The sequence below is a fragment of the Streptococcus cristatus genome, assembly GCF_003943465.1.
Lineage (GTDB): Bacteria > Bacillota > Bacilli > Lactobacillales > Streptococcaceae > Streptococcus > Streptococcus cristatus_C.
This window is the reverse complement of sequence record NZ_RJPR01000002.1, coordinates 158,826-173,661: the sequence shown is the minus strand read 5'-3', so window position 1 is coordinate 173,661 and position 14,836 is coordinate 158,826. Positions and strand designations below refer to the sequence as shown.

At 40.1% G+C, this 14,836-nt stretch carries 16 protein-coding genes and 1 other annotated feature; of the genes, 15 read left to right on the top strand and 1 reads right to left on the bottom strand.

Features of this window, described 5'->3' with window-relative positions; all coding sequences use genetic code 11:
* From D8793_RS03385 to D8793_RS03365, 5 genes are all read left to right on the top strand, one after another.
* Window positions 1-810 carry an ABC transporter permease gene (locus D8793_RS03385; protein ID WP_125370582.1) on the top strand — a complete coding sequence of 270 codons (810 nt, stop codon included), beginning with the start codon at window positions 1-3 and terminating at the stop codon, window positions 808-810.
* Window positions 810-2,018 carry an ABC transporter ATP-binding protein gene (locus tag D8793_RS03380; protein ID WP_125370581.1) on the top strand — a complete coding sequence of 403 codons (1,209 nt, stop codon included), beginning with the start codon at window positions 810-812 and terminating at the stop codon, window positions 2,016-2,018. Before D8793_RS03385 ends, D8793_RS03380 begins: the two co-directional genes overlap by 1 nt.
* 17 nt (window positions 2,019-2,035) lie before the next feature.
* Window positions 2,036-3,682 (top strand): rhamnan synthesis F family protein, encoded by a 1,647-nt coding sequence (locus D8793_RS03375; RefSeq protein WP_125370580.1) that lies wholly within the window; start codon window positions 2,036-2,038, stop codon window positions 3,680-3,682.
* A 24-nt stretch (window positions 3,683-3,706) separates the two neighbouring features.
* Window positions 3,707-6,175 (top strand): LTA synthase family protein, encoded by a 2,469-nt coding sequence (locus D8793_RS03370; RefSeq protein WP_125386866.1) that lies wholly within the window; start codon window positions 3,707-3,709, stop codon window positions 6,173-6,175.
* A gap of 70 nt (window positions 6,176-6,245) precedes the next feature.
* On the top strand, window positions 6,246-6,734 hold the full coding sequence (locus tag D8793_RS03365; RefSeq protein ID WP_045499491.1) for an EbsA family protein: 489 nt from the start codon (window positions 6,246-6,248) through the stop codon (window positions 6,732-6,734).
* Here D8793_RS03365 and D8793_RS03360 read toward each other — a convergent pair.
* Window positions 6,731-6,928: a ferredoxin gene (locus D8793_RS03360; protein WP_306452468.1), complete on the bottom strand. Its 198-nt coding sequence runs from the start codon at window positions 6,926-6,928 to the stop codon at window positions 6,731-6,733. The two genes, D8793_RS03365 and D8793_RS03360, sit on opposite strands and share 4 nt — an antisense overlap.
* Window positions 6,929-6,973: 45 nt before the next feature.
* Between D8793_RS03360 and D8793_RS03355 the strand changes: the two genes are divergently transcribed.
* The 10 genes from D8793_RS03355 to spxR all read left to right on the top strand — a co-directional run bounded on the left by D8793_RS03355 (window position 6,974) and on the right by spxR (window position 14,825).
* Window positions 6,974-7,432, top strand: coding sequence for an SAG1386/EF1546 family surface-associated protein (locus D8793_RS03355; protein ID WP_125370578.1), 459 nt, complete (start codon window positions 6,974-6,976; stop codon window positions 7,430-7,432).
* A 9-nt stretch (window positions 7,433-7,441) separates the two neighbouring features.
* Entirely contained in the window at window positions 7,442-8,119 is a 678-nt protein-coding gene (cmk, locus tag D8793_RS03350; protein ID WP_125370577.1) for a (d)CMP kinase, read from the top strand.
* A 26-nt stretch (window positions 8,120-8,145) separates the two neighbouring features.
* Window positions 8,146-8,276: a sequence feature (ribosomal protein L20 leader region), on the top strand.
* 16 nt (window positions 8,277-8,292) lie between these two features.
* Window positions 8,293-8,823, top strand: coding sequence for a translation initiation factor IF-3 (infC, locus tag D8793_RS03345; protein WP_015604487.1), 531 nt, complete (start codon window positions 8,293-8,295; stop codon window positions 8,821-8,823).
* 33 nt (window positions 8,824-8,856) lie between these two features.
* Window positions 8,857-9,057 carry a 50S ribosomal protein L35 gene (gene rpmI / locus D8793_RS03340; protein ID WP_125386865.1) on the top strand — a complete coding sequence of 67 codons (201 nt, stop codon included), beginning with the start codon at window positions 8,857-8,859 and terminating at the stop codon, window positions 9,055-9,057.
* Between the two features lie 44 nt (window positions 9,058-9,101).
* A complete protein-coding gene (rplT, locus tag D8793_RS03335; protein ID WP_005590588.1) occupies window positions 9,102-9,461 on the top strand; it encodes a 50S ribosomal protein L20 in 360 nt (119 codons plus the stop codon).
* A 102-nt stretch (window positions 9,462-9,563) separates the two neighbouring features.
* Window positions 9,564-10,031: a deoxycytidylate deaminase gene (locus tag D8793_RS03330; RefSeq protein ID WP_125370707.1), complete on the top strand. Its 468-nt coding sequence runs from the start codon at window positions 9,564-9,566 to the stop codon at window positions 10,029-10,031.
* 385 nt (window positions 10,032-10,416) lie between these two features.
* Complete coding sequence (gene metK / locus D8793_RS03320) at window positions 10,417-11,607, top strand: methionine adenosyltransferase (protein ID WP_062005864.1); 1,191 nt, start codon at window positions 10,417-10,419, stop codon at window positions 11,605-11,607.
* A 103-nt stretch (window positions 11,608-11,710) separates the two neighbouring features.
* Entirely contained in the window at window positions 11,711-12,970 is a 1,260-nt protein-coding gene (gene murA, locus D8793_RS03315) for a UDP-N-acetylglucosamine 1-carboxyvinyltransferase (RefSeq protein ID WP_125370576.1), read from the top strand.
* 33 nt (window positions 12,971-13,003) lie between these two features.
* Window positions 13,004-13,555, top strand: a complete 552-nt coding sequence (locus D8793_RS03310) for a GNAT family N-acetyltransferase (RefSeq protein ID WP_125370575.1) — start codon at window positions 13,004-13,006, stop codon at window positions 13,553-13,555.
* Entirely contained in the window at window positions 13,548-14,825 is a 1,278-nt protein-coding gene (gene spxR, locus D8793_RS03305; RefSeq protein ID WP_125370574.1) for a CBS-HotDog domain-containing transcription factor SpxR, read from the top strand. The genes D8793_RS03310 and spxR overlap by 8 nt, the downstream gene beginning before the upstream one ends.
* Window positions 14,826-14,836: the final 11 nt, after the last annotated feature.

Below are 14,836 nucleotides of genomic sequence, written 5' to 3'. Positions count from 1 at the left end.
ATGCTAGATTATTTTAGCCAAAAAAATTGGATTCTCTTGAGGGAACTGGTTAAAACAGATTTCAAATTGCGTTATCAAGGCAGTTTCATTGGGCATTTGTGGTCGATTTTAAAACCCTTAATGCTTTTTACCATTATGTATCTTGTTTTCGTTCGTTTCCTGCGTTTTGATGACGGAACACCTCATTATGCAGTATCGCTTCTCCTAGGGATGGTGACGTGGAACTTTTTCTCAGAAGCGACTAATATGGGCATGATGTCCATTGTTGCGCGAGGGGACTTACTACGAAAACTGAATTTTTCCAAATCAATTATCGTTTTTTCAGCTATTACCGGTGCAGCGATTAACTATGCGATCAATTTGTTGGTTGTTTTTGCTTTTGCACTGATTAATGGCGTATCAATCACCCTAGGATGGCTGGTTATTATCCCGCTTTTTCTAGAATTAGTTTTGATTTCGGCTGGCTTTGCCTTTATGTTGGCAACCCTTTTTGTCAAATATCGTGATATTGGGCCCATTTGGGAAGTGGTTTTGCAGGCAGGCTTGTATGCGACACCGATTATTTATTCACTGACTTTTATTCTGAAGGGTGGGCATGTTTTGGTCGCTAAACTGATGATGCTTAATCCAATGGCTCAGATTATTCAAGATCTTCGTCATTTTATCGTTTTCTCAGGCAGTACTCGGGGCTGGGATTTGATGGACCATTACTGGATTGCTCTGATTCCTTATTTATTGCCAGTAGTGATATTTGGGCTTGGATATTATATCTTTAATAAAAATGCTAAGAGATTTGCGGAGATTCTATAATGTCGAATAATATTGCAGTAAAAGTTGACCATGTCAGTAAGTTTTTTAAACTGCCAACAGAGTCAACACAAAGTTTAAGAACAAGCCTGGTTAACCGCTTTCGAGGTATCAAGGGTTACAAAGAGCAGAACGTTCTTAAGGATATTTCCTTTGAAGTGGAAAAGGGAGATTTTTATGGAATTGTTGGCCGTAATGGTTCTGGCAAGTCCACTCTTCTGAAAATTATTTCAGAGATTTATATTCCCGAAAAGGGAACAGTAACCATTGATGGCAAGTTGGTTTCCTTTATCGAGCTGGGTGTCGGCTTTAATCCAGAGCTGACCGGCCGCGAAAATGTCTATATGAATGGTGCCATGCTGGGCTTCTCAACTGAAGAAGTAGATGCCATGTATGACGATATCGTTGAATTTGCTGAGCTGGGTGAGTTTATGAATCAAAAACTCAAAAATTATTCTAGCGGGATGCAGGTTCGCTTGGCCTTTTCAGTTGCGATCAAGGCACAGGGAGACATTCTAATTTTGGATGAGGTTCTGGCTGTTGGGGATGAAGCTTTTCAGCGCAAGTGTAATGATTATTTCATGGAACGGAAGCATTCGGGAAAGACAACTATTTTAGTAACTCACGACATGAATGCTGTTAAAAAGTATTGTAATAAAGCTGTTTTGATTGAAAATGGTTTAGTCAAAGTTGTCGGAAATCCAGATGATGTAGCTAACCAATACAGTTTAGACAATGCAAGTGACACCAAAGCCATGAACGAAGATTTTGTCGCTGAAACGGAATCTGTTGCAGTTTCTGATTTAGAGGTTCGTCTATTAAGCTCTCCTCAGACAGCGCCAACTGAAGAAATTGAATTTGAGATTAGCTATCAAGTCAATCAAGATATGCCAACCTACATAGCCTTTTCACTGACTGATATTGACCGCACAATTTGGTTGTATAATGATAATTCAATGGATAATTTGACAGAAGGAACAGGCAAGAAGACATTTAAGTACAAATGCCATCTTTCCCAAATCAATCATGCAAAATTGAAATTGCAGGTTTCTGTACGTGATGAAGAGAATCAGATTTTAGCCTTTGCAGATTCTAAGAATACTCCGGTCATTATTATCAGCCGACGGGATATTGAAGATGACGATATCTCTGCAAAAGACTCATCAACGGGATTGATTCAGCGTAATGGGGTCTGGGAAATCTCTCAATAAAATGATAAGGTGTTTTCATGGAACGAATATTACTCTATGTTCATTTTAATAAATATAAGCGCGTGAGTAATCATGTCTTCTACCAATTAGAACAGCTCAAGCCCCTGTTTTCCAAAATCCTTTTTATTTCAAATAGTCATATCGAAGAAGCAACTAAGAAAAAGTTGCACGACGAATTTGGGATAAGCAATTTGCTGGAGCGGGACAATCAAGGCTATGATTTCGCGGCTTGGCGGGATGGAATGAGCTCCGTAGGTTTTGAAGAGCTCAAAAACTACGACTCTCTGACTCTGATGAATGATACTTGCTTTGGTCCACTCTGGGATTTGGAGCCTATTTATAAGCGTTTTGAGGCGGATACTCAGGTTGATTTTTGGGGTATGACCAACTTTCGAAAAACAAAGTATTTTGAAGAACATTTGCAGAGCTATTTTGTTACCTTTAAGCAGCAGATATTGAGGGCAATTTCTTTTCAAGAATTTTGGACAAAAGTAAAAGATTTTACTGATGTTCAAGATGTGATTGACCACTACGAGACGAAATTTACCCAATATTTTACAGGGACAGGCTTTACCTATCAAGCTTTATTTGATACTCGTCTAGAAGAAGTAGCGGATTTAATCCATCCAGACTTTACTTATTATAAGCCTTTTACTGTTCTTGAGAAAAAGGTTCCCTTTTTGAAAGTGAAAGCTATCAGTGGCAATCCTTTTTCTGCGAGGTATCTGCTGGAAGAAATCAAAGAGAGAACCTCTTATCCTGTTTCTTTAATTTCTGAGCATATATTTGAATATATTGGTCCAGATGTCCCCTGCCTTTTGCAGGATAAGCAGCTTGCAAAAGATGATAAGAATGACTCGCCAGAAAAGCCGGTAGCGCTTCATATTCATGTGACAGACCTTCAAGTCTTCGAGCAATTTAAAGAAAAATGGGAAGTCCTTCCTCTACAATACCAATTTGTGGTGACGACAGCTGACGAAGAAATCTTTGTTCAGCTCCTAGAAACTATATCAGACCGCTATCAAGTTCTTTTAGGAAAAGAAGAAAGGCCTATGAAGGCGATGCTTGAACAGAGTGAGTTGTTGCAGCAATTTGCTTTCGTTGGGCATATTTCTACTGCAATTTTAGTAGATGGAGTGCCTCAGCTTGATAATGCGATGCGTAGAGAACTGATGGAGATGATGTTTGAAAATGCCAATGCTAGTATTAAAGCATTGGAACAAGATGCTGAGCTTGGTCTCGTTATCCCAGATCTTCCAAGTTTAGTCAGATATGGCTTATTTGAACAAGAAGTTTATCGGAAAGAAATGGCTGCAATTTGGCAGGAGCTCCATTGCCAGAAAACTTTTGATTTTGAACAATATCCTGTTTTTACTAGGGTGTATGGCGGCTTTCTTTGGTTTAAGCCTTCTGCTCTGATTAGACTTTTTCAAAACGACTACCAGTTATCAGCTCAAACTGAACCTCAAGTTTTAGAAAGTTTGTTAGTTTATTTAGCTTGGGAACAGGACTATGATTTTAAAATCATGTCTGGAACCCCATTGCCTGCTCTATTAGACTTACAAAGAGAAGCAGAACAATTAATCCAGCAGAAAGGAAAATTGGCTCACAAGAGCCTAGCAAAAAAAGTTAGAAGGTATTTATCGAATCTTTTTAAAAGTTAGATAATAGTTTCTGTAGAAAGAATAATGAAATTTTTAGTCAATTATTATAAGCAGATTTCCTATTTGCTTATCAGTTTTTTAGTTTTGGATACCATAGCTGTTGCGACTTTATTCTTATTTCAAGTAAATAAGGGTTTAGATAATTATGCCAGCCTCGGTTTGGTTTTTCTCGTTTTAATAGCGGTTTTATTTGGTGTAGGTCAGATTGTTGCCCAACTGCTAAATCGAAAATTATTAGTCTGGTCTTTTCTCGTTTATGGAATCTACACCCTGTTTTCTTATTTGCTGACGGTGACGCAGCATGTGAATGATTTTGATTTTAAAGCAGAGAATATTTTCAGTAATCACTTTGTAGAAGTTAACGGTTTACCTTACTTGTTGCTAATATTTTTATTTGCTTATCTCATAAACCGCTTTTCTTCTCTGCAAAAATATCATTCCCAAAGCTTTCTAACTGTTGATGAATTTAATATTGGTTTTCTAGAGATACTTTTCTTGTCCCAATCTTTTCTTCTCTTATCGCTAACAGATAGTAAGATGACCGCTATTTTTCAGCAACAGAGTTTGTTGATGAATTATCTTTCAGATAGCGGCTTTGAAATTTCTCAGGATTCGATTTTTAAGTTAATTGGTTTTATTATTTTACTCTTTTTCTTATTTTCGATTCCTAGCTTTTTAGCGGTAAAGGGTTTGATAGATATTTCGAGAAATAAAGGAAGCCTTTCAGTCGCAGTCTTAAGTAGCGCAGCTTTTTCTGTTATCTTTAACTACACTATCCAAAATAGTATTCGAGCGGATGTTTCTGTTTTAGAACTTTATTTATTTACTGGAGCAAGTCTCTTTCAGATAGCAGTCTTTTTTGCACTATTTATTTTCATCTATCTTGCTTTTAATCAAATTTTTCTACCCACAATTATCATATTGGCGATAGGTGTTAGTTCAACAATTGCCAGCAGCTTGAAATTTCAATATCGACAAGAGCCAATTTTGCCAAGTGATATCAGCTGGCTAAAAGATCCGAAGCTCTTATTTGATTTTCTTGGCGGTAATTATGGAATCTACGCGATTGCTAGTGTGGTAGCTATTGGTCTTTTCTATTGGTTTTTCCGTAGGAAAATTTTACCTGGAAAAATAATCACCATGGTAAAAATTCAACTTATTTCACTGATTTTTCCTATTGTTTTTTTCTTAGGTGTTTTACAGATATTCTCTTCGAAAGAGAATGGTAAAGTTGCCGACAATATTCCAGTTGTGTCCATCTTGAATAATTATCATGATTTGACTTGGTTTGGAAATACAGTTAATTCGCAAATGCGGTCGGTTTCTTTTGTTTGGTTTACTCAATTATCTGATAAGCCTATGATTCAGCCGGCGGGATATTCTAAAGAAAAAATTCAAGAATTAGAAAAGAAATATGGAGCACTAGCTGATTCTATCAATCAGGAACGTAAGCAGAAAATAGAAGAACAGACAGTCATTTATGTTCTTAGTGAGAGCTTTTCTGATCCAGCACGGATTTCTGGTGTATCTATGTCACAGAATCCGATTCCAAATATTCAGGAAATCATGTCTAAGACTACCAGTGGGTTGATGCAATCAGATGGCTATGGTGGTGGAACTGCGAATATGGAGTTCCAAACGCTGACTGGTTTACCGTTTTATAACCTATCGCCTTCTGTCTCAGTCATTTATACGGAAGTTGTACCGAAGATGAATAAGCTTCCGGCAATCAGTGATTCCTATTCTTCTCAAAATCGTACAGTGATTCATTTAGCTTCACCAAGTAATTATTCCAGAAATATCATATACAAAGATCTGGGATATGATACCTTTATTCATTATGGAACTCAAGGATTACAGGGAGATCATATTGGTGGAAACTATAGTGATAAAACGACCTATAATCAAGTTCTAGACCGTCTAAAAACAGACCAAAGTCAATTTTTCTCAGTTATGACGATGCAAAACCACATGCCTTGGACGGAAGTTAATCCGATTTACATGTCTGCTAGTTACTCAGGTTTCACGGAGGCAGGAAATAAATCCTTATCCAGCTATGTAAGGATGCTCTACCACACAGACAATGCGACCAAGGAGTTTCTAGATAAGCTTTCTAAAATTGATAAAAAGATAACAGTAGTCTTTTACGGTGATCACTTGCCAGGTCTGTACCCTCAGTCAGCTTTTAAGGATCATCCCGAAAATCAATATTTGACCGATTACTTTATCTGGAGTAATTATGAGACACCTAAGTTGAACTATCCTTTGGTTAATTCTAGTGATTTTTCAGCCCTACTACTTGAGCAGACCAATTCGAAAGTATCTCCTTACTACGCTTTATTGACGGAGGTTCTTCATAAAGCTAGTGTAGACAAGAAGGCGCTGGATTCATCAGCTCAGGAAATTGCAGATGATTTGAAATTGATCGAGTATGATATGGTTGGTGGAAAAGGATATCTTTCGAAGGATTTCTTTGCTGTACCAGCAAAATAAAAAATAGAATAGGTTTACCAATTCTATTTTTTATTATTTTATGCTAAACTAGTAGTAAGGGGGTGAAGATATGATAAAGATTTTTGGGAAAGTACGCTATCATTGGCAACCAGAAATGTCGGTGTTGGTGATTTATTGGTCTTTGTCAGTCATTCCGATTTTTATAGGACTGGCCTTGATGTACGAAAGTTCCAGCGTTCCGACTCTTGTCCTCTTTTCATTCTTTTTGTTCATGGTCTTACTGGCTATCGGTGTGCATAGATATTTCACGATTTATGATGACGGTATTTTGCGCATTATTACGGCAAATCCTTTCACGCCAATCAAGATTGATATTTCAACGATTGAGAAGCTAGAAGTAACAAAAACGTCTATCACCCTTCATTTTACAGGGAAGAGTCGTAGCAGGACCTTCTGCATGCGGAAATGGCCAAAAAAATATTTTGTCAACGCCCTAGCTTTAAATGAGCATTTTAAAGGCGAAGTGGAATTAGTAGACAATCTGACTCTTCTAGATTATTTTGAGGTCTACTATGGTGACCAATCTAAGAAAAATTAGTCTTTTAGTAAAGCTCGGGTTGGACAGTTTTTAATAGCCTCGAGAATCTCAGGCTGACTCTCAACCTCTTTTTCTAAGAGCTGGTCGTCTTGATAAAATTTGACAATGCCATTATCGTGATAATCAAAGAGATCTGAGTAGGTCTGGCAGAGTCCGCAAGCAATGCAACGTTCGGGAATGAGTGTAACTTTCATACTCATATTGTAATAAGATTTTTAGAAAAACTCAAGGAGGAAGTCATGGAAAAAGAACCATGGGAAGCAGATGTATATGATAATGGAGTAGAGAAATTGAATCGCAGAAAGAAAAGTCAGGCGAGTCGAGTTGATCGCTGGCTGACCATATTAGCGGCTATTTTTCTAGTGATGGTCATTGCTATGGCACTCTTTTTCGCCTACCTATCTACTGGCGGAAGTAATAAAAAGACCGTTATGGATGGATTTTATGGTACTTCTAATGCAGCTGCATCTTCAAGTAGCAGTGCGGAACAACCAGCTCCATCAGAGCAACCAAGTGAATCAGAAGAAAAGCCAACTCAGTCTTCAGAAGGTACCTTGACTGTTCAGCCTGGTGAAGGAGAAGCTGCGATTGCAGCGCGTGCAGGTATCTCTATTGCAAAATTGGAGCAATTAAATCCGTCGCACATGTCTACTGGTTCTTGGTATGCCAACCCAGGTGACATTGTTAAGATTCAGTAGGAGCGGATTATGAAACAGATTCAGATTGCGATTGATGGACCTGCTTCAAGTGGAAAATCCACTGTTGCAAAGATTATTGCCAAAGATTTTGATTATACCTATTTGGATACGGGTGCCATGTACCGCGCAGCCACTTATCTGGCTCTGCGAAATCATCTGACTGAAAATGATGCAGATAAGATTGTAGCCCTGCTCGAGACTTATTCGGTTAGTTTTGGTCGTTCGGAGAACGGTGAGCAGCTGGTGTTTGTAGGAGATGTTGATGTCACTCATCCAATTCGAGAAAATGAAGTAACCAATAATGTGTCGTGGGTCTCAGCTATACCAGAAGTGCGTGAAAAATTGGTTCATTTGCAGCAGTTGATTGCTGCACAAGGTGGTATCGTCATGGATGGACGTGATATTGGGACAGTAGTCTTGCCAAATGCAGAATTGAAAATTTTTCTAGTTGCTTCAGTTGAGGAAAGGGCAGAACGCCGCTACAAAGAAAATCTTGAAAAAGGGATTCCGACTGATTTGGAAACTCTTAAAAAAGAAATAGCGGAGCGGGACTACAAGGATAGTCATCGCGAAGTATCACCTTTGAAACCAGCGGATGATGCCATTCATTTTGATACAACAGGCGTTGGAATCACAGAAGTTGTCAAATTTATTGAAGAAAAAGCAAAAAAAATTATTGACAAATAAAAAGAAATTTGGTATGATAGTAGAGTTGAGAAAAGCAGAAGTGAGAACTTCTCGCCTTGCGACTAACGTTGTCTGGCTCTACAGGATTCAGTTTCAGTGATGAAATACTATCATGTAGTGCGGGTTTGCGTTAGCAGGTCCGCACTTGTTTTTCTCTAAAAATAAAAAAAGAGGTGAAAACCATAGCAAAACAAGACTTATTCATCAATGATGAAATTCGTGTGCGTGAAGTTCGGTTGATCGGTCTTGACGGCGAACAATTAGGTATTAAACCGCTTAGCGAAGCCCAATCTCTTGCGGATGAAGCAAATGTCGATTTAGTCCTGATTCAGCCACAAGCTAAACCACCTGTTGCGAAAATTATGGACTATGGCAAGTTCAAGTTTGAGTATCAGAAAAAGCAGAAAGAACAACGTAAAAAACAAAGCGTTGTCACTGTGAAAGAAGTACGTCTCAGTCCTACCATTGATAAAGGGGACTTCGATACAAAACTTCGTAACGCACGCAAGTTCCTTGAAAAAGGAAACAAAGTTAAGGTATCCATTCGCTTTAAAGGCCGGATGATTACCCATAAAGAAATTGGAGCTAAGGTCTTGGCAGACTTTGCTGAAGCAACTCAAGATGTTGCAATCATTGAGCAAAAGCCTAAGATGGATGGACGTCAAATGTTCATGCAAATGGCACCGATTAGTGACAAAAAATAAACTGTCAAAAAGTTAGAAAAAGGAGATTTTATCATGCCAAAACAAAAAACACACCGCGCATCAGCTAAACGTTTCAAACGTACANGTTCTGGTGGCTTGAAGCGTTTCCGTGCTTACACTTCTCACCGTTTCCACGGAAAAACTAAGAAACAACGTCGTCATCTTCGTAAAGCATCTATGGTGCATGCAGGAGATTTCAAACGTATCAAAGCAATGCTTACAGGTCTGAAATAAGAGATTTTGTAATAATTATCTAGGAATATTGGAGGAAATAAAACATGGCACGTGTTAAAGGTGGCGTTGTATCACGCAAACGTCGTAAACGTATTTTAAAATTAGCTAAAGGTTACTATGGAGCAAAACACATCTTGTTCCGTACTGCAAAAGAGCAAGTAATGAACTCTTACTACTATGCATACCGTGACCGTCGTCAGAAAAAACGTGACTTCCGTAAATTGTGGATCACTCGTATCAATGCGGCAGCTCGTTTGAACGGACTTTCATACTCACAATTGATGCATGGTTTGAAATTGGCTGAGATCGAAGTAAACCGTAAAATGCTTGCTGACTTAGCTGTTAACGATGCAGCAGCTTTCACAGCTCTTGCAGATGCAGCTAAAGCTAAACTTGCTAAATAAGAATACAAAGAGTTGAAACATTGTTTCAACTTTTTTCTTTTCAGGATGACAATCGCTAAGTGTTTTAGTATAATATAGTGAGAATGGATGGAGGACTGAATGATGATGTCAAATCGGCTAGCTTGGGATGAATACTTTGCAGCACAGGCACTTTTGATTGCCAATCGTTCGACCTGTAAGCGCGCCAAGGTCGGTGCGGTCTTAGTCAAGGATAATAAGGTCATATCGACCGGCTACAATGGCTCTGTTTCAGGAACAGAGCACTGTATTGATCATGAGTGTTTGGTCATCGATGGTCATTGCGTGCGAACCTTGCATGCAGAGGTCAATGCAATCTTGCAGGGAGCGGAGCGGGGTGTTCCCAAGGGATTTACGGCTTATGTGACTCATTTTCCCTGTTTAAACTGTACCAAGCAACTGCTTCAGGTTGGCTGTAAGCGCGTGGTCTACATCAATCAATATCGGATAGATGATTATGCTCAGTACCTTTACAAGGAAAAGGAAGTGGAACTGGTTCATCTGCCACTGGATGATGTCAAGAAGGCCATCGCTCAGACGGAGTTGGTATAGTTTGCTTGAAATATTTAGCACTAATAATCCACTTGAGTAGAACAAATCTAAATGATAAAGTTATAGTTTTGAACTATAACTTTTCTTTTGAAAATGATTCAGCATAATTTTGAAAATCATGATATAATGGAGAGGTTATATAGTCCCGATAAGATGGTAGGAAACTTCTATCAGTACTTTGTAACTCGCAAACAATGACGGCTCTAAAGTCACTAGTCATTCAACGGTTGCCGCTATATTGCGGTCACACTATGCGCCTTACTAGCTACAGGAATAAAAAAATATCGTTTTTATTTCTTACGCTTCGTAACTCGTGGGCGAGATGATTTGCAATCATTTTGGAGTTTGTTTACTTGTTTAATATTTTTTAAGGGGGGACATTTCTATGTCAGAACGTAAACTTTTCACGTCTGAATCTGTATCGGAGGGACATCCCGATAAGATTGCAGACCAAATTTCCGATGCTATTTTGGATGCTATTTTAGCTCAGGATCCAGAGGCTCATGTTGCAGCTGAAACTGCTGTTTATACAGGCTCCGTTCATGTTTTTGGAGAAATTTCGACTACTGCCTATGTAGATATCAATCGGGTGGTTCGTGATACCATCGCAGAGATTGGCTACACCAATACAGAGTATGGCTTTTCAGCAGAGACAGTTGGCGTCCATCCATCTTTGGTGGAACAGTCGCCAGATATTGCTCAAGGGGTCAATGAAGCATTTGAGGTTCGAGGAAATGCTCAAAAAGATCCGTTGGATTTGATTGGAGCTGGTGATCAAGGCCTTATGTTTGGCTTTGCGGTGGATGAAACGCCAGAGCTCATGCCATTGCCTATTTCTCTCAGTCACAAACTGGTGCGTCGTTTGGCAGAACTGCGCAAATCAGGCGAATTGTCTTATCTGCGACCAGATGCCAAGTCTCAGGTTACGGTAGAATACGATGAAAATGATCGCCCAATTCGTGTAGATACGGTAGTTATTTCTACTCAGCATGATCCTGAAGTCAGCAATGAACAGATTCATCAGGATGTTATCCAAAAGGTGATTGCTCAGGTGATTCCAAGCGAATACTTGGATGGTCAGACCAAGGTCTTTATCAATCCTACTGGTCGCTTTGTTATCGGTGGCCCGCAGGGGGACTCTGGCTTGACAGGACGTAAGATTATTGTGGATACCTATGGTGGCTATTCTCGCCACGGCGGTGGTGCCTTCTCTGGTAAGGATGCAACCAAGGTCGATCGCTCTGCGTCTTACGCGGCGCGTTATATCGCTAAAAATATCGTAGCTGCTGGCTTGGCTAAGAAAGTAGAAGTGCAGTTGGCCTATGCTATTGGCGTAGCTCAGCCCGTTTCAGTCCGCATTGATACTTTTGGAACAGGAGTAGTTTCTGAAAGCAGACTTCAGAACGCTGTCCGCCAAATCTTTGATTTGCGTCCGGCAGGTATTATCCAAATGTTGGATTTGAAACGACCAATCTATCGTCAAACTGCTGCTTACGGTCATATGGGTCGAACAGACATCGATCTTCCTTGGGAACGCACAGACAAGGTAGCTGCGCTCCAAGCAGCTTTGCAATAAAATAATAGCTCTCGGTTTAAACTGAGGGCTTTTTTGTCTAGGAAAATGGATAAAACTATGATATAATAAAGAGTAATACCGTGAAAGAGCTAAATTTTAAAACATGAAAAAAATTGTAATTAATGGTGGTCGCCCTTTAAAAGGAGAGGTGACCATTAATGGTGCCAAAAATAGTGTTGTGGCCCTTATCCCAGCTATTATTTTAGCTGATAATGTTGTTACTTTAGATGGTGTGCCGGCGATTTCGGATGTTGATAGCCTTATCGAAATCATGGAAATCATGGGAGCGACTGTCAAGCGGTCTGGCGATTGCTTGGAGGTTGATCCTAGAAACATCAAGAATATGCCGATGCCATCTGGTAAAATCAATAGTTTACGAGCATCTTACTATTTCTATGGAAGTTTGCTAGGGCGTTTTGGAGAAGCGACAGTTGGTCTTCCTGGAGGCTGTGACCTTGGACCTCGTCCGATTGATCTCCATCTCAAGGCTTTTGAAGCGATGGGCGCTCACATGACCATGGAAGGCAATTACATGAAATTGTCAACAGGTGGTAAGCGCTTGGCTGGAGCTAGTATCTACATGGATACCGTTAGTGTCGGTGCTACGATTAATACGATGTTGGCAGCAGTCAAGGCTGAGGGGCGCACGGTGATTGAAAATGCGGCGCGTGAGCCAGAAATCATCGATGTAGCTACGCTACTTAATAATATGGGAGCTCATATTCGTGGGGCTGGGACTGACATTATCACGATTGAAGGTGTAGACAGCCTTCATGGAACGCGCCATCAGGTGATTCCGGATCGGATTGAAGCTGGGACCTATATTTCTTTGGCGGCGGCAATTGGACAGGGTGTTCAGATCAATAATGTCCTTTATGAACATTTGGAAAGTTTCATTGCTAAGCTAGAGGAAATGGGTGTGCGCATGACCATTTCAGAGGATAGCATCTTTGTAGAAGGGCAGAAGGATTTAAAAGCTATTAACATCAAAACTTCGCCTTATCCTGGCTTTGCTACGGATTTGCAGCAGCCGATCACTCCGCTTCTGCTGACAGCTCATGGCCATGGAAAAATCGTTGATACCATCTATGAGAAACGGGTTAACCATGTCGCTGAATTGGCAAAAATGACTGGTAAAATCTCAACCGCTAGCAATCAAATCGTCTATGAAGGACCAAATCAACTGCAAGGTGCTTCTGTGAAAGCTACGGATTTGCGTGCGGGTGCAGCCTTGGTGATTGCTGGTCTGATGGCACAAGGTCGAACAGAGATTACCAATATTGAATTTATTTTACGCGGTTATTCCAATATTATTGAAAAATTAAGAAGTCTGGGTGCGGACATCCAGCTCATCGAAGAATAAGCGTTCATCGCTTATTTTTTATAGAGGAAGCCTATGAATTTGTGGACACAGTTAGCAGCTTTTTCTTTTATTGAAACGGAGCATTCATTTTTACGCCCGATTCTTTTTGGAGATGCAGAATCCCTTTATAAAATTGCTTCCAGTCCGGATAATACCGAGTTTATTTTTCCGACTGAAAGTAGCTTGCAAGAAAGTGAATATGTTATCGCCAATTATTTTATGAAAAATCCCTTGGGAATCTGGGCAATTTGTGATAAGGAAACGAATGAAATGATTGGTTCCATTAAATTTGAAAAAATGGACGAAATAAAAAAAGAAGCTGAACTAGGATATTTTTTGAGGAAAGACTACTGGGGACAGGGCTTGATGACCGAAGTTGTCTGTGAATTGGTTTTTCTTTCCTTTACGAAATTCGATTTTAAGCGTCTGACTATCATTACGCATGAAGAGAATATTGCTAGTCAGAAAGTTGCACTGAAAGCTGGTTTTAAGCTCTTCCGTCAGTTTAAGGGGAGCGACCGCTATACGAGAAAGATGAGAGATTACACCGAATATCGCTACGAAAAAGGAGATTTCAATGAGTAAACACCAGGAAATTTTGGCTTATCTTGAAAATCTTCCAATTGGCAAGCGAGTCAGTGTTCGGAGTATTTCAAATTACTTGGGGGTCAGCGACGGAACTGCCTACCGAGCGATCAAGGAAGCTGAAAATAGAGGAATTGTCGAAACCAGACCCAGAAGTGGGACTATCCGAGTGAAGTCGAAAAAGGTTGTTTTAGAGCACCTGACCTACAAGGAAATTGCGGATATTACTGGTTCAGAGGTGCTTGCTGGCGAAAGAGGACTGGAAAAAGAATTTAACAAGTTTTCCATCGGAGCCATGACCGAGCAAAATATTCTACGCTACTTAAACGAAGGCGGCCTTCTTATTGTCGGGGATCGGACGCAGATTCAGATTTTGGCGCTTGAAAATGAGAATGCCGTGCTAGTAACGGGAGGATTTGACGTTGACCCAGAGGTTTTGAAACTGGCCAATCGTATTGAAATTCCCGTCCTAAGAACCAAGCACGATACCTATACCGTGGCGACCATGATTAACCGCGCCCTGTCCAATATCCAGATTAAAACAGATATTTTGACAGTAGAGCAGGTTTATAGGGCTAGTCACGAATATGGTTTCTTGCATGACACAGATACCGTTCGTGACTATCTGGATTTGGTTCGTCGTAACCGTACCAGTCGTTTTCCAGTCGTCAATCAGCATCAAATGCTGGTTGGGGTCGTGACGATGCGGGATGCGGGAGATAAGTCTCCTTTGACTACCTTGGATAAGGTTATGACCCGAAAAATCTTCATGACTGGATTGTCGGCAAATATTGCCAATATCAGTCAGCGCATGATTGCAGAGGATTTTGAAATGATTCCGGTGGTACGTAGCAATCAGACTCTGCTTGGAGTAATTACTCGTCGGGATATTATGGAGAAAATGAGTCGCTCACAGATTTCCAGTCTACCGACCTTCAGTGAGCAGGTGGGCCAGAAGCTTCATCGCCAAGAGGATATTTTTTCTTTCACTGTCGAGCCTTTCATGCTGGAGCAAAATAGAGTCTTGGCTAATGGCGTCTTGACGGAAATTATCACTCGGATTACGCAGCAGTTGATGACGAGGAATAGCCAGAGTTTAATCGTTGATCAGATGATGATTCATTTCTTTCAGGCTGTTCAGATTGATGATGTCCTGCAGATTCGGCCACGTATCATTCATCAGACGCGGCGGACAGCAGTGATTGACTATGATATCTACTTAGATTCGCTTATCGTTGCCAAAGCAACGATTACTGTAAAAATTACTTAGTAAAGAGGTTA

Excerpts from the sequence above, each read along its gene's own strand:
- D8793_RS03380 (WP_125370581.1), top strand. The coding sequence starts at position 810 with ATGTCGAATAATATTGCAGTAAAAGTTGACCATGTCAGTAAGTTTTTT.
- spxR (WP_125370574.1), top strand. The coding sequence starts at position 13,548 with ATGAGTAAACACCAGGAAATTTTGGCTTATCTTGAAAATCTTCCAATT.
- D8793_RS03330 (WP_125370707.1), top strand. The coding sequence starts at position 9,564 with ATGATGTCAAATCGGCTAGCTTGGGATGAATACTTTGCAGCACAGGCA.
- D8793_RS03360 (WP_306452468.1), bottom strand. The coding sequence starts at position 6,928 with ATGAAAGTTACACTCATTCCCGAACGTTGCATTGCTTGCGGACTCTGC.
- cmk (WP_125370577.1), top strand. The coding sequence starts at position 7,442 with ATGAAACAGATTCAGATTGCGATTGATGGACCTGCTTCAAGTGGAAAA.
- D8793_RS03355 (WP_125370578.1), top strand. The coding sequence starts at position 6,974 with ATGGAAAAAGAACCATGGGAAGCAGATGTATATGATAATGGAGTAGAG.
- D8793_RS03385 (WP_125370582.1), top strand. The coding sequence starts at position 1 with ATGCTAGATTATTTTAGCCAAAAAAATTGGATTCTCTTGAGGGAACTG.
- D8793_RS03365 (WP_045499491.1), top strand. The coding sequence starts at position 6,246 with ATGATAAAGATTTTTGGGAAAGTACGCTATCATTGGCAACCAGAAATG.
- rplT (WP_005590588.1), top strand. The coding sequence starts at position 9,102 with ATGGCACGTGTTAAAGGTGGCGTTGTATCACGCAAACGTCGTAAACGT.
- murA (WP_125370576.1), top strand. The coding sequence starts at position 11,711 with ATGAAAAAAATTGTAATTAATGGTGGTCGCCCTTTAAAAGGAGAGGTG.
- D8793_RS03370 (WP_125386866.1), top strand. The coding sequence starts at position 3,707 with ATGAAATTTTTAGTCAATTATTATAAGCAGATTTCCTATTTGCTTATC.
- D8793_RS03310 (WP_125370575.1), top strand. The coding sequence starts at position 13,004 with ATGAATTTGTGGACACAGTTAGCAGCTTTTTCTTTTATTGAAACGGAG.
- D8793_RS03375 (WP_125370580.1), top strand. The coding sequence starts at position 2,036 with ATGGAACGAATATTACTCTATGTTCATTTTAATAAATATAAGCGCGTG.
- metK (WP_062005864.1), top strand. The coding sequence starts at position 10,417 with ATGTCAGAACGTAAACTTTTCACGTCTGAATCTGTATCGGAGGGACAT.